Genomic DNA, 26209 nt, shown 5'->3' on the forward strand with positions numbered 1-26209 from the left:
ATAATGCGGGCAGTCATAGCCATGTTCCTTCGAGTTGACCAAGTTGTGTTGTGGGGGAAATGCCGTGTTCTTGTGTCATGGGCGCGCCTGAGCCTGAGCTCGATCCTTCAGCCTGAGGTCGGCGGCGTTGATGTTCAGGCGCTGCATGCGGTAGAGCAGGGTGCGGCGTGGCAGGCCCAGCTCGCTGGCGGCGCTGGTCTGGTTGCCCTGGTTCTTGCGCAGGCAGTCGAGCAGCAGGTTGCGTTCGACCTGCTCCAGCCGTTCACGCAAGGATCGGCTGCTGATGGGTTGCTGGCTGTCGGGCAGGCTGAAGTGCTCGGGCAGCAGTACATTGCCCTCGCACAGCAAGAGCGCGCGGGCGATCAAGCCCTTGAGTTCACGAACGTTGCCGGGGAAGTGGTAGCCGGCAAGGTGCTCCAGGGCTTCGTCGGACCAGCGGCACGGGCCGCGCTGCAAGAAGCAGCAGGCTTCCTTAGCAAAACGCCGGGCCAGCAACTGGATATCGGTACCACGCTCGCGTAACGGCGGGATCTCAATGGGAAAGTGGCCCAGGCGATAGAACAGGTCTTCGCGGAACTGGCCCTTGTCGACCAGGGTGCGCAGGTCGTGATGGCTGGCCGCAATGATGCGCACATCGACCTTGTGGGTGCGGTTGCTACCCAGCGGTCGCAATTCGCCTTCCTGCAATACGCGCAGCAGTTTGGCCTGCAGGCCGAGCGGCATATCGCCTATCTCATCCAGAAACAGGGTGCCGCCATCGGCCGCGTCGAACAGCCCGGCGCGATCCTGGTTCGCACCGGTAAAGGCGCCTTTCACATAGCCGAACAGCTCACTCTCCAGCAGGGCTTCAGGCAGTGCACTGCAGTTCTGCGCAATAAAGGCTTGGGAGCGGCGCAAGCCGTAATCGTGAATCGAGCGGGCCACCAACTCCTTGCCGGTGCCGGTTTCGCCGGCGACGATCACGCTGACGGGGTTGTGCAGTACCTTGCTGATCAGCCGATAGACACGTTGCATCGCGGGGCTGTCGCCGATCAGACCATAACCGCGCTGATGACTTATGGTGCTGCTGGCGATATCTGGCGGCGTGCCGGGCGTGTTGTCGAGACGCTGCAGCAACTGCAATTGGCCCATGGCAAAGTCGCCCAGCAGGCGTAACGAGTCGGCAAAGGCTTCGAGTGCCCGGTCGTCGCGCTGGGCAATCAGCAGCAGACCGCCGAGTTGCTGCTCACGGTCATGCAGCGGCAGACACAGCAGGCTGCGCCAGCTGCGGTCGGTATCGGGCAGGAAGGGCGTGGCGTAAAGGCTGCTGTTGAGCGCTTCCACGTGCAATACCTGATTTTGGAACAGGCAATACTGCAGCAGTTGCTGGTCCTTGTAGTCGCTGGGCAGCGTGGACGCTTCGCGTTGCAGCGGGGCACCATCGAGCCATTCAGCGCACAGCGTCAGCTGGGTGTGGGTCTTGTCCAGCAAGTACAGCTGGGCCAGCGGGCAATGGCTGAGTTCGGCCGCCGCCGCCACCAGCTGCTGCTGCAGGCTGCGGCTGTCACTGCTGGTTGCCAGATGGCTGAAGCGCGCCAAGAGTGACTCTGCATATACCAGCGGCTGCGCCAACTGATCGAACAGGCTTGGGAGCTTAAGCGAACTCACAGACAATGGCTCCTGCGCTGCCAAGGGTGGCGGTTACCTGTTGCACGCGCTGGCCGCTGGCCATGGCATCAAGCAGCCGATCGACCACCTGTGGCTGCAGGTGCTCATCGATCAACTGGTCGATCAGGCGGGCGCCGCTATCAGCGCGCAGGCAGCGTTCGGCCAGGTGGCTGACCAGTTGCTGGTCGTGGGCAAAGCTGAGCTGGCGGCGCTGCAGGCGCTCGGCAAAACGCTGCAACTTGAGCTCAACCAGCTCCTCAAGCACCGCGCCGGCAATCGGGTAATAAGGCACGATGCGCATGCGCGCCAGCAGGGCGGGTTTGAAGTGGCGGATCAGCGCTGGGCGGATCGCCTCCTCAAGCTGCTGGCTGTCAGCGTTGGCGCCGTTCGCGCACAATGTAGAGATCTGTTCGCTGCCCAGATTCGAGGTCATCAGAATCAGCGTATTGCGGAAGTTGATCTCGCGCCCTTCGCCGTCGTTGGCGATACCCTTGTCGAAGATCTGATAGAACAGGTTGAGTACGTCCGGGTCGGCTTTTTCTACCTCGTCCAGCAGAATCACCGAGTAAGGCTTCTGGCGCACGGCTTCGGTCAGCATGCCGCCTTCACCGTAGCCGACGTAGCCGGGCGGCGAGCCAATCAGGCGAGAGAGGCTGTGTTTCTCCTGAAACTCGCTCATGTTGATGACAGTGAGAAAGCGTTCACCGCCGTACAGCAGGTCGGCCAAGGCCAGTGCGGTTTCGGTTTTACCTACGCCGCTGGGGCCAACCAGCAAAAACACACCGACCGGTGCGTCAGGGCGGTTCAGGCCTGCGGCAGTGGCGCGCATGGCCCGGTCGAGCGCTGCAATCGCAGGCTCCTGACCGCGCAGACGCTGCCGCAGATCGTCGGCAAAGGTGGTGACCTTGGCGTTGTGCTCGCGGGCCAACTGCGACAGCGGTACGCCGGTCCAGTGGCTGATGACTTCGGCCACCAGCCGCGGGCAGACCTCATGACTGACCAGACGTTCGTCCCGCTGGGACTGCTGCAGCTCCAGTTGGACTTGCTGCAGCTCAGCCTGGCTGGCGTCATCAGCGCCGCTTTCAGCACAGGCCTGACGCAGTGCCAATAGACGCTCTGCCAGCTCGCGTTGCTGCTGCCAGCGCTCGGCCAGCGCCTGGGCCTCACTACGCGCGGCGTGAAGCCGCGTTTCCAGCGCGTCCAGCGCGGGAGCATCTACCTCCAGCCCGGCGCTCAGATCACGTTGTATTGCTTGCAGCTGGCGCTCGCCCTCGGCGATTTCACCGCGCAAGGCCTCAAGCGCGCAGGGCGCCGCCGCCAGGCTGATGCGCACCCGTGCGCAGGCGGTATCCAGCACATCCACCGCCTTGTCGGGCAGCTGACGGCCAGCAAGATAGCGCGCCGAGAGTTCCGCGGCTGCCACCACCGCATCATCGCGCAGGTAGATACCATGGCTACGTTCATACACCGGGGCCAGGCCACGCAGAATGGTGACGGCTTCGGCGGGGGTGGGTTCAAGCAGCTGTACTGGTTGAAAACGCCGCGCCAGCGCTGGGTCCTTTTCAAAGTACTTTTTGTACTCGCTCCAGGTGGTGGCGGCGATGGTGCGCAGTTCGCCCCGTGCCAATGCCGGCTTGAGCAGATTGGCCGCGTCACCGCTGCCGGCCTGTCCCCCGGCGCCAATCAGGGTGTGGGCCTCATCGATAAACAGCACTATGGGCTTTGGTGAGGCCTTGACCTCGTCGATAACGCCTTGCAGGCGCCGTTCAAACTCGCCCTTGATGCTCGCCCCGGCCTGCAGCAGCCCCAGGTCGAGACAGAGTAACTCAACGTTGCGCAACGCCTCGGGAACCGCATCGTTGGCGATACGCAGCGCCAGGCCTTCAACCAGTGCGGTTTTACCCACGCCGGCTTCACCGACCACGATGGGGTTGTTCTTGCGACGCCGGGCGAGAATATCGATCATCTGGCGGATCGACTGGTCACGGCACAACACCGGGTCCAACTTGCCGTCGCGCGCCTGCTGGGTGAAATTGTGGGTAAAACGCAGCAGGGCAGATTCGCCCTGTGGCGCCTTGGCGTTGTTGCCATCAGCCTGTTGTGACAGCGCAAAGTCGCGCAGCCGCTCGGCGTTCAGCCCGCTCAGAATGGTCTGATAAGGCGTGCCGGCATAACGCATGGGGTTACGCAGCAGTGCCAGCAACAGCGCTGCCTGGTCGATGCGGCTGCTAGCCAGCTCAAGGTTGGCCACCAGCAGCGCATCCTGCAGCCATTGCACCAATTCGGCGGAGAAGCTGGGATTGCTGCTGCTCTCGTTCTGGCCACGGGGTACCAGGGTTTCGGCCAAGCGTCCGGAGGCAATCTCGGCGTCCTGCAGGGCACGGCTCAGCAGGCCGTCCTGACGCTCAAGCAAGCCCAGCAACAGGTCTTCTACCAGTACCTTGTTGCCGCCGCGCTGCATGCAGCGCTCTGCTGCGGCTTCCAGGTCCTGGCGGCTGGGGGCATCCAGCGCTTGTACCAGTTGTTGTAGATCGAGTTGCATCATGTCATCAGTCCTTAATGAGTTACGGTGCCGAGCGTCACGCTGGGCTGTGCCTGCTCGTGACCAAGCCAGCTGGTCCAGCCGAGGCGGCAGGGGTTGCTTGCGCCGAGCCGCAATTCGCGGATTTCGTCCTGACGCAAATGCAGTTGAATGTCGTACTCCAGCGGTTCGCGCAGGGTGAATCGCAGCAAGGCACGCAGTGGTTTGAAGTGTTGGCCGGGCGGCAGAAAACCGTGGAATCCATCCCAGTCCAGCGCGCGAATGTGTAGGCGAAACTTGCCACTGCGATCGGAGACCGTTTCACCCAGTACCAGGTCGTATCCCAGGCGGCTGTTGGCGCGGCCCAGCTGGCTGCGCTGATCCGGCTGAATACTGACGTGGCGCTGCATGCATTGCTCGATCTGCATCTGCGGATGCCGAAAGTAATAACGCAGTACCGCTTCGATCAGCTCAGCCGACTGGGCGCGCATGCTGAGTAGGCCCAGGTAGGGCAGCAGGCGCTTCCAGTTCAGCTCGGGCGCCTGGGCCATACGGTCGGGCCGCAAACCGACCAGCGACAGCAATTGCACGGAGAAGGGATCCTGAGCGCCCTTGCTGAAACGCGCGCGGTAACGATACTTCTGCCAAATGGGCAATAGCAGGCGTTGCAGACGATCATTGAACAGGTCGAGAAACTCGCGCGTCGGATTACCGTCCGGTCCGTCGCCCAACGCCTGTTCGCCATAGAAGGCCGGTAACGGCGAGCCAGCACCGCTGAGGCTGATGAGGTTGACCTGCAGGCGTGCGCGCAGGCCGTCGGTGCCCTGAATGAACTCCACCCCTTCAATATCGCTGCCGGGAAAGCCCATGCTCGGATTGGCGACGAACTGCAGGCGCTCGTACAGGGCCTCGTCTTCCAGCTCGGGGTGCGCGAGCTGCAGGCGTTCGAGTACCAGCAGCACACCCTGAAACAGACTGTACTGACGGATGTCGCGTTTGATTCTGGTTAGAACAGGGGCTGTTGGCCCATGCGCGGCGCCCATTGGTACACCTCTCCCTGTGTGCTGTTGACGGAAAATTCGTGGTACGAATTGAGGCTGGAATACAGCGACAGGAACTCGTTCAGCACGGAGGCGAACAGGTACATGTCGCCTTCACCCAGATAACTTTCCAGATCCATGCTGAGTTCGGTCTTGATGCCGCGCACCGGCAGGCCGCGCAGCAGTCGATCCACGTGCACATGGCGTACGCTCTTGATGCCCTCCAGCCGCCGCTTGCTGACGCGCGCTGCGTGCTGGTCGTAATGGCGCGGCAGGTCGTAGGTTTCGAGCACCAACTTGAGCGCGTTGACGTCTTCCAGCGACAGGTAGTTGAGCGACATGTTGCTGATCAGCTTCCAGAGAAAATCCTGATGCAGCGGCGGGGCGTAGGTCGGCGTAACCGTGCTGATATTGCGGAAGCTGAGAAACTCCGGGGTGTCTTCGGTGGGTCGGCAGATGTCGCCGAGCGCCAGTTGCCGTGGCAGGTCCTGATTGGTACAGGTCAGCTCAATCGACAAAGTTTCGTGCTGATCGATATTGCGCAGGCCAAAGCTCAGGTAGGTATCCTGACCTTCGCCCAGCATCGAAGGATACTGGCGCAAGCTGTAGTGCGGGCGCGACTCGCGATTGTCAAAGCTCACATCGTGCTCAAAGGATTCAAAGGGCACGTAATCCTCGTAACCCATACCGCCCGGCTTCCAGCCGGTTACCCGGTCGATCGAGAAGATGCCGCAGTGATCTGCCGGATACTCGGCCGGGCGCAGCAGATACTGGTCCTGCCGGCCATCCAGGCGAATCGGCACCGCATCGTGACAGAACAGGTTGACCACCGGGGTGCAATACAGACGCACGTTGTCTTTGGTGGGGCTAATGCGCTGGGTGCCAACCTGGCGAATGTCAAAGCGCAGGGCAAAGCCGCGCGCGCGTTTCAGCAGATCGGTTGCCAGGGGCTGAAAATGGTCGATGCCTAATACGTCTACGAACAGGAATTTCTCCTGAAAGGCGTAGTACTCCTGCAAGTAGCGATAACCGCGGAAGGTGTTGTTCGGATAAGGAATGAGCGCCTGCGCTTCGTCAAACCCGGCGGGCAGAACCTGATTGGCGGCCAACTGCTTGCGGCCCAGCGGCGAGCCGTAATCGTCGAGCAGGGCTTTGCCGTTGTGGTCGAGCAATACCAGCTCTACACCATCAAGGTGGCAGAGCAGGTGCAGGTACAGCATCTGGCTAATGTACCCCTCGCCGGCCAGGTGCAGGCGCAACCGATCCAGGCGCAGATCACCCAGGTTGCCTTCGGCGGTCATCATCAATTTGAGTTCCAGCAGCGCGCCGCCACCCTTCACCGAGTAATCCAGGCTGCTGATATCCAGCGGCATTACCTCGGTGTCAAAGGCGGTGCGGAACTGGCAGGTGACGCCCTTGACCGGCTTGGATTCCACCGGTGTGTTACGGGGTACCTTCTGCACCGGCGATGGGCGCTTCAGTGGGTCAAACTGCAGCATGCTGAACGCCGGGAGTGGCCGCATGTAATTGGGCCACAGCAGGTGCATCAGCGAGTGGGTCAGCTCCGGCAGCTCGTCATCCAGCTTCTGCCGCAGGCGCCCAGTCAAAAAGGCAAAACCTTCCAGCAGACGCTCAACATCCGGATCGCGACCGCTTTGTCCCAGAAAAGGCGCGAGCGCCGGGTTACGCTCGGCAAAGCGTTTGCCCTGCTGGCGCAGTGCGGTGAGTTCGCTCTGGTAGTAGTGATTAAATGACATCTGTTTTGCTCATCCTTGGGCGTGCTGTTGCGGACACAAACTGCTATCGCTAATAGTCCATGTCGTGCCGCTTTTGCCCGTATGTGTGCTGGGCGAGTTTTTCAATTGAGCGATAAATAGCTGTTTGTCGAGTGAAATGGTCTGCTCGTTAGCTTTGATGTCCAGTCGATAAGTATCGGGGATGCTAATTTCCATCTGCTCACTGAAACTTATTTGTGATAGAACTTCGACATTCCCGCCCGAGGCTATTTCCTGGTCTGGAATGAACGCTTTTTTAGCGTTTGAATAATCAACTGCGTTCACTCGGATAGGGTGCGAACAAGTGTTTTCCAAGTTTGCAATAAAAAAATATTTGGGTTGCGCGCTACAACCTGAAAGCACGGTCACGAGGGCTAATAAGAAAATATTAAATTTAATCATTGAAAAAACCTTCGTGCCGATTAGAACAAGATTGCTGTCGGTAACAAGCTGTTTTTTATAGAAATAATTTTTGTCACTCGTTACTCCTTCTTTAGTGTTTGACCGCTGATGTACCACCTGGAGCGAGTCGCAGCGCTACATTTACGGCGGCCAGCGATAAACTTCCCGACAAAATTGCGAAAAGCAGAGCGCGCAAAAGGTGTTGCGGGAGTAAGCAAATAAAATTCGCTAAAACCGATGTGCTAATCACAATAATTTTTGCTCTTATGCTGCTTACCAAGACGATAATTCCATTGGTCAGGATGAAAACAGCAAAAACAAATTGAACAGCCAAACCTATCGCTCCCCCCTTGATAACGGAGTGCCCCAAAAAAGGCATAAATTTCAAACCCCCAAAGAAGTGGTTAACGGAGATGACAAGCAAGCGGCGCTATGACACACCAAGGCCGTCGTTATCCGGCGATTCATTTAGCTTGCGCCAATAAGCACAGTTCCTGAACCGGCTACCACGGAATTGCCATGATTTCCGGTACTGCCCAGTACTGCAGCAGGTTTGCCATTGATCAGCACTGTGCTGGCGACAGCGCCCACCAGGCTGCTACCACAGGCGGTGCTGTCACCCATGCGGGCGGCAGGTACGCCGTCGATCAGTACATCGGCTGAGCCGGTGACGACGGGATTGGTGCCGTGGCCCTTTTTCGGGCAAGCGGTGGGGTCGCCAACGCGTGCGGCGGGTTTGCCTGACATGTAAAACTCCTTGTCAGTGCCGCGCAGCCTGCGCGGCACTTGCTGTTGTTACCTGACTGAGGCCTGGCCACGGCCATCCAGGCGTACTGCGAAACTGACCGCCTGGCGCATACCATCCAGGGTCAGCATGCCTTCGATGGCAAAGGACAGGTTCAGTGGGTCGTGGTCACGCGGCAAGGTCAGCACTTTTACCTGGCTGAGCCTGGGCTCGTAGACCTCGATAAAGCGTTCAATCGCTGCCCGGGCTTTCTGCAATGAGTCATGCAATGAGAGCCGCATGTCGTTGAGGTCTGGCAGTCCGTAGTCCGGCAGCGCTTGCACGCTACCGGCACGGGTGCTGAGCATCTTGCTCAGATGGGCTGCTACCGAGGCATTGATGGCGGCATCGCCAGGGATGCCGTCACGCAATGCAGCGCTACCATCAAGTCGCTCGAACAGGCTGCCGTAGGCCATGCTGCGTGATTACTCCTTGTCCAGTTTGCCGACCAGCGACAGGGTGAAGTCGGCGCCCATATACTTGAAGTGCGGACGCACGCTCAGACCCACGCGGTACCAGCCCGGCTCGCCCGGCACGTCGCTGACGACAACTTGCGCTGCGCGCAGCGGACGGCGGCCGCGAACCTCGGCGCTCGGGTTATCCTGGTCAGCCACGTACTGACGAATCCATTTGTTCAGCTCCAGCTCCAGGTCAGTGCGCTCTTTCCAGGCGCCGATCTGTTCGCGCTGCAGCACCTTCAGGTAGTGGGCCAGACGGTTGACGATGAACAGGTAGGGCAACTGGGTGCCGAGACGGAAATTCAGCTCGGCCAGCTTGCCTTCTTCGCTGTTGCCAAAGAACTTGCCTTTCTGCGTGGAGTTGGCGGAGAAGAAGGCGGCGTTGTCACTGCCTTTGCGCATGGTCAGGGCGATGAAACCTTCGTCTGCCAGCTCGTATTCGCGGCGATCTGATACCAGCACCTCGGTCGGAATCTTGGTTTCGATTTCGCCCATGCTTTCAAAGTGATGCAGGGGAAGATCTTCCACCGCGCCGCCGCTCTGCGGGCCAATGATGTTCGGGCACCAGCGGAATTTGGCAAAGCTTTCGGCCAGGCGGGTGGCGAAGGCAAAGGCGGTGTTGCCCCACAGGTAGTGCTCGTGGCTCTGCGCGACGCTTTCCTTGTAGACGAAGCTGCGCACCGGGTTTTCAACCGGATCATAGGGGTTGCGCAACAGGAAGCGGGGCAGGGTGAGGCCGACATAGCGGGCGTCTTCCTGTTCGCGGAAACTTTGCCATTTGGCAAACTGCGGACCCTCGAAGTGGTCCTTCAGGTCCTTGATGTCGGGTAGGCCGGTGAAGCTTTCCAGACCAAAAAACTGCGGGCCGGCAGAGGCAATGAAGGGTGCGTGCGCCATGCTGGCAACACTGGAAATGTGCTGCAGGGTTTTGATGTCCGGCGAGCTGGGGTTGAAATAGTAGTTGGCGATCAAGGCGCCGACCGGCTGACCACCGAACTGGCCGTACTCCGCGGTATAGACGTGCTTATACAGACCGGACTGAACCAGCTCGGGGCTGTCTTCGAAGTCTTCCAGCAGGTCTTCCTTGGAGGCGTTGATGATCTCCAGCTTGATGTTCTCGCGGAAATCGGTGCGATCCACCAGTAGCTGCAGGCCGCGCCAGGAGGATTCCAGCGCCTGGAATTTCTCGTGGTGCAGAATCGCGTCCATCTGACGGCTGAGCTTGGCGTCGATTTCGGCGATCATGCGATCAACCAGAGCCTTCTTGACCGGCTCCTGCTCGTTGTGCGGTTTCAGTAGTTCGGCGATAAAGGCCGAGACGCCGCGCTTGGCGATGTTGTAGGCCTCGTCGTCCGGGGTGAGGCGGGTTTCGGCGATGATGCGGTCGAGAATGCCGGTATCGGCGCTACTCTGGGTTTGCTGTGCGGAAGATTGGCTGCTCATGGCGGCGTCCTTGTCGGTGGCGATCAGGTTTCAGGTTGGTTCTGGTCGGTCAGGCCGAGCTCGGCGAGTACGCGGTCGCGCGAGTCATCGTCATTGAGCACGCTCTCGATCGCCTTGCGGAACGCTGGGGCGTTACCCAGCGGGCCCTTGAGCGCAACCAGCGCGTCGCGCAGTTCCATCAGTTTTTGCAGCTCGGGTACTTGCTGCACAACGCTGGTGGGGTTGAAATCCTTCATCGAGTTGATCTGCAGGTTGACCGCCAGGTCTTCGCTGGTGGGTTCGTCCTGCAGCTGATTGGGTACCGCAAATGTCAGGTTCAATTCCTGCTTGGCCAGCACTTCATCGAAGCTACGTTTGTCGATGGCGATGGGCTTGCGCTCTTCAATGGTGCGGTCGTCCTCACGCTGGGTGAAATCGCCCAGCACCATCAACTTCAGCGGCAGTTCGATTTCTTCGTGAGCGTCGTTGCCGTCGGGGGTAAAGGTGACGTTGACGCGTTCCTTGGGGGCTACTGAGCCGTCTTTGGCCATGTTGTTTCTCCGTATGGTGTTAGGCCCCGAGGGCCTGTTCCAGCACCACACCCAAATCGAGGTGGCACAGGCGGTGGTAGATCTCGTCCTTGCGCTCGCGCGTGTTCTGATTCTGCGGCAGCAGGTCACAACAGCTGTGCAGCAGGCGCAGCACATCGAGGTTGAGATCAGGTTCCCATTTGTCCAGGCCATGGGCCTGAAGCTGTTGATGCAAGGTTTCCAGCTGAGCCTTGGCCAATTCGTACTGGCGGGCTTGAAAGCACAGTCGTGCCTGCGCCAGGCGCCAATAAAAAGCGGCGCGTTCACCGCGGGCCTGTTTGATCTGTCCGCCGAGCGCCTGTACAGCGTCTTTCAGACCGGTTTTGCGCAGGGTGCTGAGTGCCTCCTCGAGCCCCTGGTCCCAGGCGGCGAGTGGCTGTTCGGCGCCACGCGCAAAGGTGATGGTGGCCGGTTGTGCGGCTGCGCCGTGCGCCAGTACGCGGCTGTTGATCCAATCCAGGGTGCTGTCATCGGCAAAGGGGGTGTCGTCAAAGAAGCGGAGCTTCTCGAGGCCCGGCAGGCGTGTGAGCTGCCAGGCAAGTTGCAGCTCTATTTCTTCCGCGGCGTCACTGGCGCCCAATGCGTCGCAGCATTGCCATGCCAGATACTGGCCATCGAGCCAGAAGGGTGCGCGAGCGAGACTGGCCTCGATATCGGTTAACAGCGCGGCATGCTGGCCCTGGCTAAGCCGCTCTCGGTAAGCAGCGATTCGATCGGTGGGGAGGTTTCTCAACCCGGTCTTGTGATTGGCGTCGTGGCTGGGTAGTGCGTCTATGGGTAGCCAAAGCACGGTGCGCGACAGGCGCAGCGCGCGTAGATCGCACTGATTGTCGCGAAGCCACCAGTGGCACAAGGGCCGAGCGTGATCCTGCAGTAGCCGCAGTGCCTTGTGCGCGTCCTTGGCGTTGCTGATGGGGCCGGGAGTGCTTTGGGTGGTGGTCACGGGCGCGCTGCTGTCAGAGACGGGCGTAACGACAGGCGCGGGGGCTGGCTTTTGCTGCGCAGCCTTTGCTTTGCGGCACAAGGGCTGCAAATCGGGTGCCTGCTCCTTCAGATGTGCCGCCAGGGCTTGTTGCAGGTGTTGCAGTGCGCTGACGAGTACTTCTGTTTCGCTGTTCAATCGCTGTTCTGCGCTGCTCTCAAGGCGTGCAAACAACCAATTTAGCGCCGCGATACGAGTGCGGTCCTTGCGCGGGTGCAGCTCCTGCCAGTGGCTGTCGCATAGACTGCCGAGCATCTGTAGGCCGCTACAGAGTCCCGCCACACCATCGGTTTCCAGCAAGCTCCAGCACAACCACGCGGCTACGCGCAGATCCTTGGACTGGCTGCCAAGTATTGTCAGGCTGCCGTCGCGCACCACTTCCCAGTCGGGCTGCTGGTTGTCATGCAGTGAGCCGGCCTTGGCCAGTTCGCGCTCAAGCTCCTCATACTCGCTGCTATAGCGCACATCCTCGCCAGCAAAGCTGGTTTCATTGATGGGGCTACTGGCAATGGTATTTATAGTCTGCAGCTGCATGTGGGTACTTATCACTGTCCGTTGTGTGTACTGTTTTCAGGCGTATTGCTCTGCGGCAATGTGCTGGAATAGATGGCGCAACATGCGCAACTTCTTGCGCATGTTGGTGCGCAAAAAGCTGCGCACTCCATAACTTCTGATTTCACGATGGCAATTAGTTGCTCAACTTTCTGTGCAAGAAACTGCGCATTACTGGCTGGAAAGGTGGCTATCCTATTCGCGGTTGGCAGTGCCTTCAAGTCCATAAAGTGTGAACTGGTTTGGCTTGTTGGTAATCGCTTTCAAACTGTGAATTGGTTGTTGTGTTGTTTATAAAATCCAATAAAAACAATGATTTGTGTTTTTTAAAGCTTATCTTTTACAGCTGTGTATTGACGTCAAAAAAATGGGTTTTTGTTCTTGTGCTCTTGTTCGCATTTGCAGTCGATAAAGTCGATGTTTATGTGTTGTTAGTTGTTGGTAAGTGTTTTAGGGCTCGGGCGGGTTTGCCATGCCTATAAATAGGCGGGCCGCGAGTAATTAATTCATCGATGTAGTAACCCGCTGTTACCACCGCCGAGCTTCTCGGGCGCATGATGTGATCTCATTCACTGCAGGAGACGGATCATGGGCAGCAAAAAGCTGTTGTTATTGGCAGGCGACTTTGTCGAAGACTACGAGATCATGGTGCCGTTTCAGGCGCTGAGCATGTTGGGCTATGAAGTCCACGCCGTGTGCCCCGAAAAACAGGCCGGCGATAGCGTGAAAACGGCGATACACGATTTTGAGGGCGATCAGACCTATACCGAAAAGCCTGGCCACAATTTTGCCCTGACGTACAATTTTTCCGATGTTAACCCTGAAGACTATGTAGGTCTGGTTGTGCCGGGTGGGCGCTCGCCCGAGTACCTGCGCTTGAACGAACGGGTGATCGAGATAGTGCAGGCCTTCGCCGCAGCGAACAAGCCGATTGCGGCCGTTTGTCATGGTGCCCAGCTGTTGGCAGCGGCGGGTGTGCTTGAGGGGCGTGAGTGCAGCGCTTATCCTGCGTGCGGTCCCGATGTGCGCTTGGCGGGTGGTCAGTACATTGATATTGCCGCAGATCAGGCCCATGTTGAGGGTAACCTGGTGACAGCGCCGGCCTGGCCTGCGCATCCGCTCTGGTTGGCCGCGTTCGTCAAATTGCTGGGCGCGCGGATCGAGTTGTAAGATGAGCGGGTTGCCTTTGACGAGCGACCCCAGGGCGGAGACCATTATGTGTGAACTCTATGTGAAGGCGGATCCGATTCTGTACGAGTCACGGTCACGTTCGTTGCGCATCCGCGGCGTGGTCACCACGCTGCGGCTGGAGAACCAGTTTTGGCAGATACTGCAGGAGATTGCCGAGGTCGATGGCATGACCACCAATCAGTTGATTACCAAGCTGTACGACGAAATCATGGAGTTGCGCGGCGAGGTGGTTAACTTTGCGTCTTTTCTGCGCGTCAGTTGTACTCGTTATCTGGCGCAACGTGAGGCCCAGGTTGTGCCGCTGGCGCTGGTGGGGCGGGCAACGGGCTGAAGCCGTGGATCAAGATATTTAGCCTGTTAGAATGCTGTTGCAAACACGTCGCCCAAGGGCGGCGTGTTTGCTTTCCTGTTTGCTTATTATCTGGAGTAACTCCGTGGCGATTGAGACCTGGCTGGCTTTTTTTGTTGCGTGTTGGGTGATCAGCCTGTCGCCCGGCGCGGGGGCGATTGCCTCCATGTCCAGCGGTCTGAACTACGGCTTCGCGCGGGGTTACTGGACGGCGCTTGGGCTACAGCTGGGGTTGCTGCTGCAGATTGCCGTGGTAGCGGCAGGGGTGGGGGCGCTACTGGCGACGTCGGCGTTGGCGTTTAACCTGATCAAGTGGTTTGGTGTGCTCTACCTGCTTTATCTGGCTTGGCGGCAGTGGCATGCGCAACCGGTTGCCATGGAGCAGGAAGTGTCACTGCGCCCATTGGGCCAGCCGCTGGTTCTGGTATTTCGCGGTTTTCTGGTGAACGTCAGTAACCCCAAGGCGGTGGTTTTCATGCTCGCGGTGCTGCCGCAATTTCTCGATCTGACGCACCCCATGTTGCCGCAATACGCGGTGATGGCGCTGACCATGATTGTAGTTGATCTGATCGTGATGGCGGGCTACACCGGTCTTGCCGCCAAGGTACTGCGTCTGCTGCGTTCGCCGCGTCAGCAAAAAATCATGAACCGAGCGTTTGCCGGCCTGTTTGCCGGAGCGGCCAGTTTGTTGATGCTGGTACGCCGTGCCGGCGCCTAAATTAGCCTTTGAGGCGCAGGGCTGACGGGCTGCATCCGTACACCTGGCGAAAACGATTGCTGAAATGGCTGGGCGAGCTAAAACCACACTGCAGGGCAATTTCGGTCAGCGGTAGTGCACTAGAGCGCAGCAATTGCTTGGCTCGCTCAAGCCGCCGGCTCATAACATATTGATGCGGTGCAACGCCCTTGCTGTGTTTGAACATGCGGGCAAAATGATACTCGCTGAGACCCACCTGACCGGCCAGGTCCTGCAGCAGCAGCGGCTGATCCAGTTGCTCGTCGATGAATTCCATCAGCCGTTTCACTTGATAGGGCGAAAGCCCTCCACGCACCGCTGGCGCCTGCCATTGCAAATGCACGTAGTGCTTCAACAGGTGATTGAGAATCAGCGTGGTGGCGCTGCTGATGGCCAGCTGATCGGCAGGGTCTTGCCAGTTGTGGTTGAGCAGGAATTGACGGTACAGCAGCGCAATCTGCGGGTCATCGGCAAACAGCCGTTCATCGAGGGTTAGCTGCGCCGGGCTGCGATCCCAGGTTTGTTCAGCCTGCTGGCGCAGGTGCTGATCGGTAAAGTACAGATGCATGAAACTCAGCGGCCCGCGGATATGCCAGGTAGAGGCGTAGTCTTTGGGCATCAGGCAGAGTTTGTCGGGTGCGCCGCCGTTGCGCCAGCCATCAGGGGTGCGAAAGTAAGACTGAAAACCATCGGCCAGATAGACGCTGAGCGTGTGATGGTCGGCGTTGTCTAGTGCGATCAGTGCATCATCGTTATACCAGCGCGCCAAACCAAGGCCATTGCTCAGTTGAGCGCTGCCTTGCAGCTGGGCCTTGTGCTGCTGGAGATTGGAAAATACCTGATACGACTGCGACATGCGGACTCCTGGCCACAGCTGCAAGGTGGCGTTAACCCGTGATGTTAGCGACAGGCCGCCTGCACGCCAAGTGCAAGCTGCCTGAAAGCGTTCAGGCGGACAACAAAACCGCAAGAATCTGCAAGCGAGGGTGAGCTGGGTGCAAGCGCACACGGAGTCAGGCGTTGGATAATAGATAACACCCATCGCCGCGAGCGCCCTCGATGAATGCCGTTTTGTATGTCACCACCGTCCTGATCTGGGGTACCACCTGGATCGCCATCTCCATGCAGTCCGGCTCAGTATCCGTACTGGTTTCTGTGTTTTACCGATTCGCGTTGGCGGCTGGGCTGCTGCTTGTGGTGCTGATGCTGTTCGGTCGCTTGCGCCGGCTGAGCCGGCGTGACCACGGTTTCTGCGTGCTGCAAGGGATGTGTGTGTTTGGTTTCAATTTTTGCTGCTTTTATGCTGCCAATGCGTATATCAACAGCGGCCTGGAGTCTGTGCTGTTTTCGTTGGCGACAGTATTCAATGCGCTCAACGGCGTGTTGTTCTTTCGCCAGCGTTTGACGCGTCGACTGCTGGTGGCCAACCTGCTGGGCTTTGTCGGCATTCTCAGCCTGTTCTGGCACGACCTGACAGGGTCGAGCATGAGCGCAGATGTATTGCTCGGGATTGGCCTGAGTCTGCTGGGGACCTACGGGTTTTCGCTTGGCAACATGATCAGCGTGCGACATCAGGCGCGTGGGTTGGACCTACTCTCTACCAACGCCTACGCCATGGGCTACGGGGCTCTCGTGATGCTGACCCTGGCCTGGCTCACTGGCGCGTCTTTCGGCATTCTGTGGACGCCTGCCTACATAGGGTCGCTGTTGTATCTGGCACTGTTTGGCTCGGTGATTGGCTTTGCTGCCTACTTTGCCCTGATCGGCCGTATCGGCGCCGGACCGGCTGCTTATGCAACGGTAATGTTTCCGCTCATTGCGTTGGGAATGTCTACGCTGTTTGAAGGGTATCAGTGGACTGGCAGCGCGGTGCTGGGGCTGGTGCTCATTTTGCTGGGCAATGCTGTTATGTTCTACCGGCCGCGCCGGCCCGTGAAGCAGGCGCAGGCGGTCTGAACAAGCAGGTCTGGAAAACAGGGAGTGGGGCATGGACTACTTCATTATTGCCGTAGCGGTGCTCGCCGGGGTGATTTTTCACTGGTGGCTGTTTGTGCGCATTCGCCGCTGGGGCGAGCGTGATCTGGCGCTATCCATGGCCGGGGAAGATCCGCTAAAGCGCGCCTATATGCTTGAAAAACTGGCTGAAGCAAAAAGCCGCAAGGTGCCCAAGGCGCAGCTCGAGGACTGGCTGCGCAGCGCGGCCGACGCTTGGCAAAACGGAGAAAGATTGAACTGATCGTCAGGCTGAGACTCTCTTTTACTATGCAAGCAATTGTTAGCTGATAGCCAAGGAGAGTCATCATGGAGTTGCCGAACAAAGATTTGACCACGCTCTTCGATCAGTTGGGTCTGGATTCCGACCCGGCGAGTATGGATGCCTTTTTTGCCAGCCACGCGTTGGCACACGACACCAAGCTGAGCGATGCCGATTTCTGGACGCCGTCCCAAGCCGCCTTTCTGCGTGACGAGATTCGAGAAGATGCAGAGTGGGCGCCAGTGGTCGACGAGTTGAACGCACGCTTGCATGAGCAGTAATCAGCGAGCAATAACGACCTTTTTTATGAACTGGCTGGCTCGCCCACAAGGCGAGGTAGCGATTGATTTCCAACCGTAGCAAGTCCACAGACTTAATTGCAGGGGAATGACCATGACCAGTACTACAGACAAGATCAAAGGCAAATACGACGAAACCGTTGGTAAAACCAAGCGAGAGATCGGCCGAGCTACCGATGATGAGGAACTGCAGGGTGAAGGTGAGCTGCAGAACATCAAAGGTAAGGGCGAGAGCCTGAAAGGTGATGTGAAGGGTAAGCTGAAGGATTTGGTTGATAAGACCTGATCAGCCTCAACGCCTGATCCGCAGTATGAAAGCCGCCTGTTTTGCAGGCGGCTTTTTTGTGCAGTCAAATCTGGCGCCAATTCTGCCTTGGCTAAGACTCCAGGCAAAAAAAATCCGATGCCAGACTCTGGCATCGGATTTCTCAAGCTACTTCCCGGCAGCTCAGCGAGCTGCTCCGCCGGGTGGTGCTTTTTGCGGGTCTGCGATCAGACCTGAGCGACCGGGATGGACGCTGCAGCTTTCTGATAAGACTCGATTTCGTTGAAGTTCATGTAGCGATATACATCGCTCGCCATGCTGTCGATCTGCGCGGCGTATTGCATGTACTCATCAACGGTCGGCAGTTTGCCCAGGATGGACGCAACCGAAGCCAGCTCGGCGGAAGCCAGGAAGACATCGGCGCCATCGCCCAGACGGTTCGGGAAGTTCCGTGTGGAGGTGGAAACAACAGTCGACTTGGCAGCCACACGTGCCTGGTTACCCATGCACAGCGAGCAGCCCGGCATTTCCATGCGCGCACCGGCTTTGCCGTAGATGCCGTAGTAGCCTTCTTCGGTCAGCTGGTACTGATCCATCTTGGTTGGCGGAGCCAGCCACAGACGGGTCGGCAGGGCGCCCTTGTTCTTCTCCAGCAGCTTGCCGGCAGCGCGGAAGTGACCAATGTTGGTCATGCAGGAGCCGATGAATACTTCATCGATCTTCTGGCCAGCAACATCAGACAGCAGACGAGCATCGTCCGGATCGTTCGGTGCGCACAGAACCGGCTCTTTCACGTCAGCCAGATCGATTTCGATCACGGTGGCGTACTCGGCGTCGGCATCAGCCTGCATCAGCTTGGGATCAGCCAGCCAGGCTTCCATAGCCTGTGCGCGGCGTTCCAGTGTACGTGGGTCCTGGTAGCCGTTGGCGATCATCCAGCGCAGCAGGACGATGTTCGACTTCAGGTACTCGGCAACTGACTCTTCGCTCAGCTTGATGGTACAGCCGGCAGCAGAACGCTCGGCAGAAGCGTCAGACAGCTCGAACGCTTGCTCGGCAGTCAGGTGCTCCAGACCTTCGATCTCGAGAATACGGCCAGAGAAGATGTTCTTCTTGCCTTTCTTCTCGACGGTCAGATGACCTTCCTGAATAGCGTAGTAAGGGATGGCATGGACCAGGTCACGCAGGGTGATACCGGGCTGCATCTTACCCTTGAAGCGCACCAGAACGGATTCCGGCATGTCCAGCGGCATAACGCCGGTGGCTGCTGCGAAGGCAACCAGGCCGGAACCGGCCGGGAAGGAAATACCCATCGGGAAGCGGGTGTGCGAGTCGCCACCGGTGCCGACGGTGTCGGGCAGCAGCATGCGGTTCAACCAGCTGTGGATGATGCCGTCACCCGGGCGCAGTGCAACACCGCCACGGTTGTGGATGAAATCAGGCAGGGTGTGGTGCGTGGTCACGTCGATCGGCTTGGGGTAAGCCGCAGTGTGACAGAACGACTGCATGACCAGATCGGCAGAGAAGCCCAGGCAGGCCAGGTCTTTCAGCTCATCGCGGGTCATCGGACCGGTGGTGTCCTGAGAACCCACGGTGGTCATTTTTGGCTCGCAGTAAGTACCGGGGCGGATGCCTTCAACGCCACAGGCCTTGCCGACCATCTTCTGCGCCAGGGTATAACCCTTGGTGCTTTCAGCTGGTGCTTCGGGCTTGCGGAACAAGTCGGAAGCAGGCAGGCCCAGTTCGGTGCGGGCTTTTTCAGTCAGACCGCGACCGATGATCAGCGGAATACGGCCGCCAGCGCGAACTTCGTCGAGCAGCACCTGAGTTTTCAATTCGAAGGTGGTCAGTACCTCGTCAGTACCGTGCTTGCAGACCTTGCCTTCGTAGGGGTACACGTCGATCACGTCGCCGGTGTTCATTTCGGAAACATCGAACTCGATCGGCAGTGCACCGGCATCTTCCATGGTGTTGTAGAAGATAGGTGCGATTTTGTTACCAAAGCAGAAACCGCCAGCGCGCTTGTTGGGTACGTACGGGATGTCGTCACCGAAGAACCACAGCACGGAGTTGGTTGCCGACTTACGGGAAGAGCCGGTACCCACAACGTCACCGACGTAGGCGACCGGGAAGCCCTTGGCTTTGACTTCTTCAATCTGCTTCAGCGGACCGGTGACACCTTGCTCGACAGGCTCGATGCCATCGCGCGCCATTTTCAGCATGGCCAGCGCGTGCAGCGGGATGTCGGGGCGTGACCAGGCATCAGGCGCAGGGGACAGGTCGTCGGTGTTGGTTTCGCCAGTGACCTTGAATACGCTCAGGCTGATCTTGTCGGCCAGCTTGGGACGGTTGGTGAACCATTCGCCGGCAGCCCAGGATTGCATGACGGCTTCGGCATTGGCGTTGCCTTTCTTGGCGCGCTCGGCCACGTCGTGGAACGCATCAAACATCAGCAGGGTGTGCTTGAGTTCCTTGGCGGCGGCGCCGGCAAGCTCGCTGTCGTCCAGCAGCTCAACCAGAGTGGCAATGTTGTAACCGCCCTGCATGGTACCAAGCAGCTCGACAGCGCGCAGTTTGGTCAGCAGCGGGGAAGTGGCTTCACCCTTGGCGATGGCAGACAGAAAGCCGGCCTTGACGTAGGCGGCTTCGTCGACGCCTGGTGGGACGCGGTTGGTGAGCAGATCAAGCAGGAACTCTTCTTCGCCAGCTGGCGGGTTCTTCAGCAGATCAACCAGACCAGCAGTTTGTTCGGCGTTCAGCGGCTGAGGCACGATGCCCTGGGCTGCGCGCTCTTCAACGTGTTTGCGATAGGCTTCAAGCACAGTTATTACCCTCATCAGTCTGTTCCGCTCGTGACGGAACGGTCATCCTCTCGGACCCCGGGAAGCACTGAATAAACATCTTGGGTAAAGGGGGCTATTCAGTGCTTCCCTGTGTGCCGACAATAAAGACTGGTTCAGACGCAGGCCCGTACGGTGGGGGGCAACCTGGGTAACTGGGTTGGCAGATACGAAACGGGTTGCGGGCTAACGCCTGAGACACAGCCCTAACGGCGGGCCGATTCTACAGTAAGCCGGGTGTAAAGTTAAGTTATCCCTGCATTGTCTGCGAATGAGGCAATCTGCACGCAGGCGCACTGGGTAAATGCCTGGCGGCTGGTTTACAATGGGCGCGTCAGCCCCGTTGTCTTGTCCGTCGCCGAGAGTCCGCATGAAAGATTTGCCCGCTCACACCCGCACCACGCCCTGTGTTGGCCTGTGCTCCACCGTTTACGGTGACCTGGTGTGTCGTGGTTGTAAGCGCTTCAGTCACGAGATCATCGACTGGAATCGCTATGACGCGCTGGCCAAAGCGGCGGTGTGGCAGCGTCTGGAGCAGCTGCTTGAACAAGTGGTCATGGCGCGGGTAGAGGTGGTTTCCGTGCTGGCCTTGCATGCGGCAGTGGAGCGCTTGCAGGTTAAGGTCGCGCTCGATTCATCGCTGGCCCTGAAGGTGCTGCGGGTGATTCCGCGGCTGGAGGAGGGCGCGCTGGCGGCCAGTGGCTTGCGCCTGCGTAGCCACTGTGCCGAGCTCAGCGTGAAACAACTTCGCGATGAGCTCGACAGCGCCTACTTCGAGTTGTCCTGTGCTTACCACGAGCGCCGCGTGGGCGCTCCGGGTTAGACGCCGGGTTATTTCTCCAGCAGTTGCTCCAGGTGCGCCAGGGTGTCATCGGGCTTGAGCACCAGAACGTCGGTATTGAGTTGATCCAGTACCACCTCGGCAGTATTGCCAATCAGGGCGCCAGCGATACCCTTGCGACCGACCGTACCTATTACCGTAACACTGGCACCTATCTTGTTGGCGACAAAGGGAATTAGTGTGTCTGCCGGGCCCTCGTCGATGTGTAAGCGCTGCGCGTCGATGGCGTACTTCCCGGTGTATTCGACCGAGGCATCCAGGTAACTGGAGGCGATACTTTCACGTAACTGAAAGGTTGGGTCAGCGGACGACAGCATCGGCGCCGGGTGCGCGCTGATCAGGTGCAGGTCACCGTCTATCATCTCGGCGATGTCGGCGGCGTGGCTGACGATGGTGTCGTGCAATACGTGGTGCTGGTCATCATGGCTGCCCAGATCGATGGCCGCCAGCACGCTGCCCTTGATCCAGCTTTCGCTGTTTTTCACCATGAGTACCGGCGCTGGACAGTAACGCAGCAGCTTCCAGTCGTCGGGCGTCAGTAGTGCCTTGCGCAAGGCGCTGTCTGGCAGGTGCTGCTTGATCACCAGGCCGCAGCCTTCGCGCACCACGGCGCGACTGATGGTGTCGGTCAGGTTGCTGTACCAGCTTTGGCTGAAGCCGCAAGCGATGCCACTGGCTTTCAGTTGATCGGCTAGCTCTTGCAGCAGTGGCGTGTAGTCCTGGCGGTTTTCGCACACCAGCAGGTGCAGCTCCGACTCAATGAAACCGGCGATGAGCGATGCTCGTTTGAGTGCAACCTGCTCGTTTTGCGTGGGATCAATGACCACGAGAATGCGTTTAACTGCTTGCATGGCGTTCTCCTTGTTAAGCCTGCGGTGATAACCGTTTATCTGCTTCCAATGTAGTCGTTTTTTGCTGCGTCGACATTGATTCAGGTCTATACACGCGACTGATAAGCACGCTCAAACAGGTATACTGTGCCGCTTTACCGCTGCCTGAACATATCGCCATGCTGCCAGATGAACTCATCGCCTTTTTACCTTGCGCCACCCCCGATGCCTGGGTCGAGCAAGCGCTCGCACACCCCGAAGAGCTGCTGATTGATCATGCCAATTGTGAGAAGAAGGCGGCCTCGACCGCACTGAATCTGATGTTCCGCTATATCGACAAGCCTGACCTGCTGCAGAAGATGTCGCGCCTGGCGCGTGAGGAGCTGCGTCACTTCGAGCAGGTAACTGCGCTCATGCAGCGCCGAGGGGTGACCTATCGCGGTCTGTCGGCCAGCCAGTACGCGCAGCGCTTGCGTCAGCACGTGCGCACAGTGGAGCCAGGCCGGTTGGTGGATACGCTGATCGTTGGCGCTTTTATCGAGGCCCGCTCCTGTGAGCGCTTTGCCAAGCTGGCACCGCATTTGGATGAAGAGTTGGGCGATTTCTATCGCTCGCTGCTGAAGTCGGAGGCGCGGCACTATCAGGATTACCTCAAGCTGGCGCGCACGCACGCGGCGGGTGAGATTGATGATCGCATCGCGTTATTTCGTGAACTGGAGCAGCAGGCGATAGTCGCTGACGATGCAGAGTTTCGTTTTCACAGTGGGGTGGCGGCCTGATAGGCTGCAACCTCGTCGCCAGGGTGCTGTCTCTGGTATGACCGCCTTCGATTGTCCGGGAGTGATTTGATGCACCAGCGCCAACAGCTTGACCTCCGTGCAGCCCCTGTTTCTCGCTTGCTGCGACACCTTGCGGCCGCCAGCTTGCTGTGTGGTGCTGCCGGCGCGTTCGCGGCCGACAATGTCTGCGAGCGCGTGGTGGTAACGGGTAATCCGGATTATCCGCCGCTCATCTGGGCGCCTGAGCAGGGTGATCAGGCGCTTACCGGCGTGGCGGTGGAAATGCTGCAGTCGGCCTTGGCTGAAAGCAATATCGAAGTCGAGGTCCTGAACCTGGGCTCGCGCCTCAAGGCGCTGGAAGCGGTTGAACGCGGGCAGGTTGATATCATGGCCGGGTTGTTCATGTCGCGTGAGCGCCTGTCCAGCGTCGATTATGTGTACCCGGCGATCATGGAGGTGCCCAGCGTGTTCTTCGTGCGCCGTGGCGCCGCCTTCCCCTATACCGGCTGGCAGGACCTGCGCGGTAAGCGCGGCGCAGCGCAGGAGGGCAGCCGTTTTGGTCTGTCGTTTGATACCTATGCGCAGGACAATCTTCAGCTGGAGCGCGAATCCACTGGCGAGGCCGCGCTGCGCAAGCTGCTGGCCGGTAAATTGGATTACGTGGTACTGGAGCGGTATCAGGGGCTTGCCCTGGCGCAGCAGATGCGGGTGGACGATCAGCTCGACACGCTAGAGGGTTCCTTCATCAACGCACCCTTGTATGTCGCCATTTCGCACAACTCGGTGTGCAACTCGCCAGCCCTGCGCGCAGCGTTGGCCCTGGGTATGCAGGAGTTGACGCAGCGAGGGGAGAGCCGTCGTTTGCTCGATAAGTATCGCGGCATCTGGGCTGCGCCCTTCATGCCGGCAGCCGAGCCAGCGGCGGACGCGCCGCTGGAAGAGTAAGGTGCGGGCTAAACAGTCCTGTCGCTGCTAATCTGTACTGGTCATCTGTATTGCATCTGTCACTGTTGCGGTGCTGATCGTCTCGGTTAGTCTGTAACTGTACCCACTGCAGGTGCGGGCTACTTATGCCGGGAGGGCAAGCGCAATGACCAGTCTGCTGTATCAAAAGATCGCCAGCCAGCTGGCGGAAGATATCCAGAGCGGCGTATATCGGCCGGGTGAGCGCGTACCCTCGGTGCGCAAGTTGAGCACCCAAAAGGGTGTCAGCCACGCCACAGTACTGCAGGCCTACGCGACGCTGGAAGATCAGGGGCTGATTCACGCGCGCCCACAGTCCGGTTACTACGTGCATCAAACGCCCGCGCTCACCGCGCCCACGCCGCCAATTGCGCGGGTCGAGGCGCCCTACGCGGTGACCCGCAGCAGCATCATTACCGAGATTTTGCTGCAGGCCCGCCGCGAGGGTGTAATGCCCTTGGGCGCTGCTGTGCCCTCCAGCGAGTTTCTGCCGCTGCGCGCCTTGCATCAACAGATGAGCAAGGTGACGCGTTTTCACAGCCAGAAAGCCTTCAGCTATACCTTCAGTCCGGGCTACGAGCCGCTGCGGCGTCAGGTCGCCATTCGTATGCGCGACGCCGGAGCGGTCATCGACCCTGCCAACGTGGTGATTACCAATGGCTGCGTGGAAGCGCTGCAGCTATCGTTGCGGGCTGTTACCAAGCCGGGTGATCTGATTGCCACCGAGTCACCCAGTTACTATGGTCTGGTGCAATTGTGTGAGCTGCTTGAGCTCAAGGTAGTGGAGATTCCGTCTGATCCTGATACCGGCCTGAGTCTGGAAACCCTGCAGTCGGCGTTGGAGCAGTGGCCGGTCAAGGCATTGGTGCTGACCGCGCGCGCCGGTAATCCCATGGGTGCGACCATGCCGGAACATCGCCAACGCAAACTGGTTGGCATGATGGCGCAGCGCAATCTGCCGATCATTGAAGACGACATCTATGGCGAGCTGATGTTTGATCATGGTCAGTCCAAGGCGCTCAAGGCCTTCGATTGCTCGGATACGGTCATCTACTGTTCGAGCTTCTCGAAAACCATTTCGCCCGGCGTGCGCACCGGTTGGCTGATTACCAAGCGCTATCAGGAGACGATCGAGAAGCTGCAGACCTTCACCACGTTGTCGGCCTGCAGCGTTAGCCAGATGGCGGTATCGGCCTATTTGGAAAACGGCGGTTACGATCGGCACCTGCGGCACATTCGTCAGGAGTACTGCAAGAATCTCAGTCTGTTTCAACTGGCGGTGCAGCAATTCTTCCCCGAGGGTACGCGGATCACGCGGCCCAAGGGCGGCTTTATTTTGTGGATCAGTCTGCCCGGCGGGGTAGATACGCTGACCCTGTTCAATCGCGCGCTGATGCACAACATCAGCATTTGTCCGGGCGTGGTGTTCAGTAACTCGGATCAGTTCAACCATTGTTTGCGGCTGAACTGCGGTATTCCATGGAATCGTGCTGCCGAACAGGCGGTGATGACCCTGGGGGTGCTGGCCAAGCAGCTGTTGCAGGAAACCCTGCCAGCGGCGGAGCGCATGGGTGAAGTGCACGAGGAGCTAAAGGCGTCCTGATATTTATCAGTGGCTTATGCGTCCTTCTTTAAGCTGGAAATAAAAAAGGCAGCCTGGATTCAGGCTGCCTTTTTTGTTGCTGCTTGCTCAGTGCTGAGCGGTAGCTGCGGCTTCACGCGCCTTCAGGTGCTGACGCTTGAGCTGCTGTGACAGCTCAATGATCTGCTCGCGCATCCAGCGATTGGCCGGGTCCTGGTCGGTACTTTCATGCCAGAACAGATGCGTCTCGATTGCGGGGACGTCTTCAATCGGCAGCACGGTCCAGTGCAAGTCATGACGTTCGGCAAAGCGTTCGTGCACGGTCATGACCATGTCGGTTGATTCCAATACCAATGGCGCCATCTGATAATGCTGTGAACGCATGACCACGCGGCGCTGAATACCCATTTTGCCCAACGCCAGATCCACATGGCCAAGGCCGTTGCGACGGCTGGAGATGTGGATGTGCGATTGCGCCAGATAGTCGTCCAGGGTGATTTTGTCTTTCTTGGCCAGCGGGTGCCCCTTGCGCATGACGCAGACGTGGCGATCTTCAAACAGCTTGACGTGGCGCACCTGGGTATCCGTGTTGAGCGGCGCGTCGATGGCAAAATCCAGACGACCGGCCGCCAGTTCCTTGGTGGTTTCCCGGCGCTTGATCAGGAAGCTGTCTATATTGATGTTGGGTGCCATGCGGCGGATGCGGCCGGCCAGGTGCGGCAGAATAACTGCCTCGGTGAGGTCGGTCATGCTGATGCGATAGGTCTTGGTTGCCTGCTCGGGAACAAAGCTGCGGCTTTCCTGCACAGAAACGCGCAGCAGTTGCAGGGCACTGCGTACCGGCGTGATGATGTTCTGCGCCATTGGCGTGGGCACCATGCCTTGGGCGGTGCGGACAAACAGCGGATCGTTGAAGGTCTCACGCAGGCGGGCGAGGGCGTTACTGACCGCAGGCTGAGTGATGCCGACGATTTGTCCGGCACGGGTAAGATTGGCTTCTGTATAGATTGCGTCAAACACAATGAACAGATTCAGATCGACCTTACTGAGGTTCATCGCAACTTCCTTACTTAAATGGCTCATGACGAGACAAACAGGTCTGCGGAT

26 protein-coding genes are annotated in these 26209 nt (G+C 58.8%); 11 read left to right on the plus strand and 15 right to left on the minus strand.

The genetic code is table 11. The features are described from left to right. Positions 1–75: 75 nt before the first annotated feature. The 11 genes from BLU26_RS01780 to tssA all read right to left on the minus strand — a co-directional run bounded on the left by BLU26_RS01780 (position 76) and on the right by tssA (position 12155). Complete coding sequence (locus BLU26_RS01780) at positions 76–1623, minus strand: sigma-54 interaction domain-containing protein (RefSeq protein ID WP_092288322.1); 1548 nt, start codon at positions 1621–1623, stop codon at positions 76–78. Positions 1624–1633: 10 nt separating this feature from the next. After that, on the minus strand, positions 1634–4192 hold the full coding sequence (gene tssH / locus BLU26_RS01785; RefSeq protein WP_092283286.1) for a type VI secretion system ATPase TssH: 2559 nt from the start codon (positions 4190–4192) through the stop codon (positions 1634–1636). An 11-nt stretch (positions 4193–4203) separates the two neighbouring features. Next, complete coding sequence (gene tssG / locus BLU26_RS01790) at positions 4204–5211, minus strand: type VI secretion system baseplate subunit TssG (RefSeq protein ID WP_092283288.1); 1008 nt, start codon at positions 5209–5211, stop codon at positions 4204–4206. Beyond that, positions 5175–6965 carry a type VI secretion system baseplate subunit TssF gene (gene tssF, locus BLU26_RS01795; protein WP_092283290.1) on the minus strand — a complete coding sequence of 597 codons (1791 nt, stop codon included), beginning with the start codon at positions 6963–6965 and terminating at the stop codon, positions 5175–5177. Before tssF ends, tssG begins: the two co-directional genes overlap by 37 nt. A gap of 9 nt (positions 6966–6974) precedes the next feature. Next, positions 6975–7385, minus strand: coding sequence for a hypothetical protein (locus BLU26_RS01800; protein ID WP_092283292.1), 411 nt, complete (start codon positions 7383–7385; stop codon positions 6975–6977). Between the two features lie 91 nt (positions 7386–7476). Next, on the minus strand, positions 7477–7719 hold the full coding sequence (locus tag BLU26_RS18510) for a hypothetical protein (protein ID WP_157719274.1): 243 nt from the start codon (positions 7717–7719) through the stop codon (positions 7477–7479). A gap of 134 nt (positions 7720–7853) precedes the next feature. Further along, a complete protein-coding gene (locus BLU26_RS01805; RefSeq protein ID WP_092283294.1) occupies positions 7854–8132 on the minus strand; it encodes a PAAR domain-containing protein in 279 nt (92 codons plus the stop codon). Positions 8133–8180: 48 nt separating this feature from the next. Continuing rightward, positions 8181–8585, minus strand: coding sequence for a type VI secretion system baseplate subunit TssE (gene tssE / locus BLU26_RS01810; RefSeq protein WP_092283296.1), 405 nt, complete (start codon positions 8583–8585; stop codon positions 8181–8183). Between the two features lie 9 nt (positions 8586–8594). Continuing rightward, positions 8595–10070, minus strand: a complete 1476-nt coding sequence (tssC, locus tag BLU26_RS01815; protein ID WP_092283298.1) for a type VI secretion system contractile sheath large subunit — start codon at positions 10068–10070, stop codon at positions 8595–8597. 23 nt (positions 10071–10093) lie between these two features. Next, complete coding sequence (gene tssB / locus BLU26_RS01820) at positions 10094–10600, minus strand: type VI secretion system contractile sheath small subunit (RefSeq protein ID WP_092283300.1); 507 nt, start codon at positions 10598–10600, stop codon at positions 10094–10096. A 19-nt stretch (positions 10601–10619) separates the two neighbouring features. After that, positions 10620–12155, minus strand: a complete 1536-nt coding sequence (gene tssA, locus BLU26_RS01825) for a type VI secretion system protein TssA (protein WP_092283302.1) — start codon at positions 12153–12155, stop codon at positions 10620–10622. A gap of 606 nt (positions 12156–12761) precedes the next feature. On the opposite strand from tssA, the gene BLU26_RS01830 reads away from it, so the two are divergent. From BLU26_RS01830 to BLU26_RS01840, 3 genes are all read left to right on the plus strand, one after another. Beyond that, positions 12762–13343, plus strand: coding sequence for a DJ-1/PfpI family protein (locus BLU26_RS01830; protein WP_092283304.1), 582 nt, complete (start codon positions 12762–12764; stop codon positions 13341–13343). 46 nt (positions 13344–13389) lie between these two features. Then, a complete protein-coding gene (locus tag BLU26_RS01835) occupies positions 13390–13695 on the plus strand; it encodes a ribbon-helix-helix domain-containing protein (RefSeq protein WP_092283306.1) in 306 nt (101 codons plus the stop codon). Positions 13696–13798: 103 nt separating this feature from the next. Further along, positions 13799–14431: a LysE family transporter gene (locus BLU26_RS01840; protein WP_092283308.1), complete on the plus strand. Its 633-nt coding sequence runs from the start codon at positions 13799–13801 to the stop codon at positions 14429–14431. Between the two features lies 1 nt (position 14432). Here the strand turns inward: BLU26_RS01840 and BLU26_RS01845 are convergent, their stop codons facing one another. Beyond that, complete coding sequence (locus BLU26_RS01845; RefSeq protein ID WP_092283310.1) at positions 14433–15305, minus strand: helix-turn-helix transcriptional regulator; 873 nt, start codon at positions 15303–15305, stop codon at positions 14433–14435. 203 nt (positions 15306–15508) lie between these two features. Here BLU26_RS01845 and BLU26_RS01850 point away from each other — a divergent pair, with 203 nt between their 5' ends. The 4 genes from BLU26_RS01850 (at position 15509) to BLU26_RS01865 (ending at position 17288) form a co-directional block, all read left to right on the plus strand. Beyond that, a complete protein-coding gene (locus tag BLU26_RS01850) occupies positions 15509–16405 on the plus strand; it encodes a DMT family transporter (RefSeq protein ID WP_092283312.1) in 897 nt (298 codons plus the stop codon). A gap of 31 nt (positions 16406–16436) precedes the next feature. Then, the gene (locus BLU26_RS01855) at positions 16437–16685 is read left to right on the plus strand and encodes a hypothetical protein (protein WP_092283314.1); all 249 of its coding nucleotides are present in this window, start codon (positions 16437–16439) and stop codon (positions 16683–16685) included. 65 nt (positions 16686–16750) lie between these two features. Further along, positions 16751–16984, plus strand: a complete 234-nt coding sequence (locus tag BLU26_RS01860; protein ID WP_092283316.1) for a DUF2789 domain-containing protein — start codon at positions 16751–16753, stop codon at positions 16982–16984. 112 nt (positions 16985–17096) lie between these two features. Further along, the gene (locus BLU26_RS01865; protein ID WP_092288323.1) at positions 17097–17288 is read left to right on the plus strand and encodes a CsbD family protein; all 192 of its coding nucleotides are present in this window, start codon (positions 17097–17099) and stop codon (positions 17286–17288) included. Between the two features lie 206 nt (positions 17289–17494). Here the strand turns inward: BLU26_RS01865 and acnB are convergent, their stop codons facing one another. Then, the gene (gene acnB, locus BLU26_RS01870; protein ID WP_092283318.1) at positions 17495–20089 is read right to left on the minus strand and encodes a bifunctional aconitate hydratase 2/2-methylisocitrate dehydratase; all 2595 of its coding nucleotides are present in this window, start codon (positions 20087–20089) and stop codon (positions 17495–17497) included. Between the two features lie 388 nt (positions 20090–20477). Here acnB and BLU26_RS01875 point away from each other — a divergent pair, with 388 nt between their 5' ends. Then, positions 20478–20930 carry a DUF1289 domain-containing protein gene (locus BLU26_RS01875; RefSeq protein WP_092283320.1) on the plus strand — a complete coding sequence of 151 codons (453 nt, stop codon included), beginning with the start codon at positions 20478–20480 and terminating at the stop codon, positions 20928–20930. 8 nt (positions 20931–20938) lie between these two features. Here the strand turns inward: BLU26_RS01875 and BLU26_RS01880 are convergent, their stop codons facing one another. Next, the gene (locus BLU26_RS01880) at positions 20939–21799 is read right to left on the minus strand and encodes a universal stress protein (RefSeq protein WP_092283322.1); all 861 of its coding nucleotides are present in this window, start codon (positions 21797–21799) and stop codon (positions 20939–20941) included. 158 nt (positions 21800–21957) lie between these two features. Between BLU26_RS01880 and miaE the strand changes: the two genes are divergently transcribed. The 3 genes from miaE (at position 21958) to BLU26_RS01895 (ending at position 25123) form a co-directional block, all read left to right on the plus strand. Next, positions 21958–22557: a tRNA-(ms[2]io[6]A)-hydroxylase gene (gene miaE, locus BLU26_RS01885; protein WP_092283324.1), complete on the plus strand. Its 600-nt coding sequence runs from the start codon at positions 21958–21960 to the stop codon at positions 22555–22557. 69 nt (positions 22558–22626) lie between these two features. Next, positions 22627–23502 (plus strand): substrate-binding periplasmic protein, encoded by an 876-nt coding sequence (locus tag BLU26_RS01890; protein WP_092283326.1) that lies wholly within the window; start codon positions 22627–22629, stop codon positions 23500–23502. A gap of 145 nt (positions 23503–23647) precedes the next feature. Continuing rightward, positions 23648–25123, plus strand: a complete 1476-nt coding sequence (locus tag BLU26_RS01895) for an aminotransferase-like domain-containing protein (RefSeq protein WP_092283329.1) — start codon at positions 23648–23650, stop codon at positions 25121–25123. Between the two features lie 87 nt (positions 25124–25210). Here the strand turns inward: BLU26_RS01895 and BLU26_RS01900 are convergent, their stop codons facing one another. Then, positions 25211–26158: a LysR family transcriptional regulator gene (locus BLU26_RS01900; RefSeq protein WP_092283331.1), complete on the minus strand. Its 948-nt coding sequence runs from the start codon at positions 26156–26158 to the stop codon at positions 25211–25213. Positions 26159–26209 lie beyond the last annotated feature (51 nt).

The organism is Halopseudomonas sabulinigri (assembly GCF_900105255.1).
Lineage (GTDB): Bacteria > Pseudomonadota > Gammaproteobacteria > Pseudomonadales > Pseudomonadaceae > Halopseudomonas > Halopseudomonas sabulinigri.

Coding starts and splice junctions, on each gene's coding strand:
- tssH (WP_092283286.1), bottom strand. CDS start 4,192: ATGATGCAACTCGATCTACAACAACTGGTACAAGCGCTGGATGCCCCC.
- tssG (WP_092283288.1), bottom strand. CDS start 5,211: ATGGGCGCCGCGCATGGGCCAACAGCCCCTGTTCTAACCAGAATCAAA.
- tssF (WP_092283290.1), bottom strand. CDS start 6,965: ATGTCATTTAATCACTACTACCAGAGCGAACTCACCGCACTGCGCCAG.
- BLU26_RS01800 (WP_092283292.1), bottom strand. CDS start 7,385: ATGATTAAATTTAATATTTTCTTATTAGCCCTCGTGACCGTGCTTTCA.
- BLU26_RS01805 (WP_092283294.1), bottom strand. CDS start 8,132: ATGTCAGGCAAACCCGCCGCACGCGTTGGCGACCCCACCGCTTGCCCG.
- tssE (WP_092283296.1), bottom strand. CDS start 8,585: ATGGCCTACGGCAGCCTGTTCGAGCGACTTGATGGTAGCGCTGCATTG.
- tssC (WP_092283298.1), bottom strand. CDS start 10,070: ATGAGCAGCCAATCTTCCGCACAGCAAACCCAGAGTAGCGCCGATACC.
- tssB (WP_092283300.1), bottom strand. CDS start 10,600: ATGGCCAAAGACGGCTCAGTAGCCCCCAAGGAACGCGTCAACGTCACC.
- tssA (WP_092283302.1), bottom strand. CDS start 12,155: ATGCAGCTGCAGACTATAAATACCATTGCCAGTAGCCCCATCAATGAA.
- BLU26_RS01830 (WP_092283304.1), top strand. CDS start 12,762: ATGGGCAGCAAAAAGCTGTTGTTATTGGCAGGCGACTTTGTCGAAGAC.
- BLU26_RS01835 (WP_092283306.1), top strand. CDS start 13,390: ATGTGTGAACTCTATGTGAAGGCGGATCCGATTCTGTACGAGTCACGG.
- BLU26_RS01845 (WP_092283310.1), bottom strand. CDS start 15,305: ATGTCGCAGTCGTATCAGGTATTTTCCAATCTCCAGCAGCACAAGGCC.
- BLU26_RS01850 (WP_092283312.1), top strand. CDS start 15,509: ATGAATGCCGTTTTGTATGTCACCACCGTCCTGATCTGGGGTACCACC.
- BLU26_RS01855 (WP_092283314.1), top strand. CDS start 16,437: ATGGACTACTTCATTATTGCCGTAGCGGTGCTCGCCGGGGTGATTTTT.
- BLU26_RS01860 (WP_092283316.1), top strand. CDS start 16,751: ATGGAGTTGCCGAACAAAGATTTGACCACGCTCTTCGATCAGTTGGGT.
- BLU26_RS01865 (WP_092288323.1), top strand. CDS start 17,097: ATGACCAGTACTACAGACAAGATCAAAGGCAAATACGACGAAACCGTT.
- BLU26_RS01875 (WP_092283320.1), top strand. CDS start 20,478: ATGAAAGATTTGCCCGCTCACACCCGCACCACGCCCTGTGTTGGCCTG.
- BLU26_RS01880 (WP_092283322.1), bottom strand. CDS start 21,799: ATGCAAGCAGTTAAACGCATTCTCGTGGTCATTGATCCCACGCAAAAC.
- miaE (WP_092283324.1), top strand. CDS start 21,958: ATGCTGCCAGATGAACTCATCGCCTTTTTACCTTGCGCCACCCCCGAT.
- BLU26_RS01890 (WP_092283326.1), top strand. CDS start 22,627: ATGCACCAGCGCCAACAGCTTGACCTCCGTGCAGCCCCTGTTTCTCGC.
- BLU26_RS01895 (WP_092283329.1), top strand. CDS start 23,648: ATGACCAGTCTGCTGTATCAAAAGATCGCCAGCCAGCTGGCGGAAGAT.
- BLU26_RS01900 (WP_092283331.1), bottom strand. CDS start 26,158: ATGAACCTCAGTAAGGTCGATCTGAATCTGTTCATTGTGTTTGACGCA.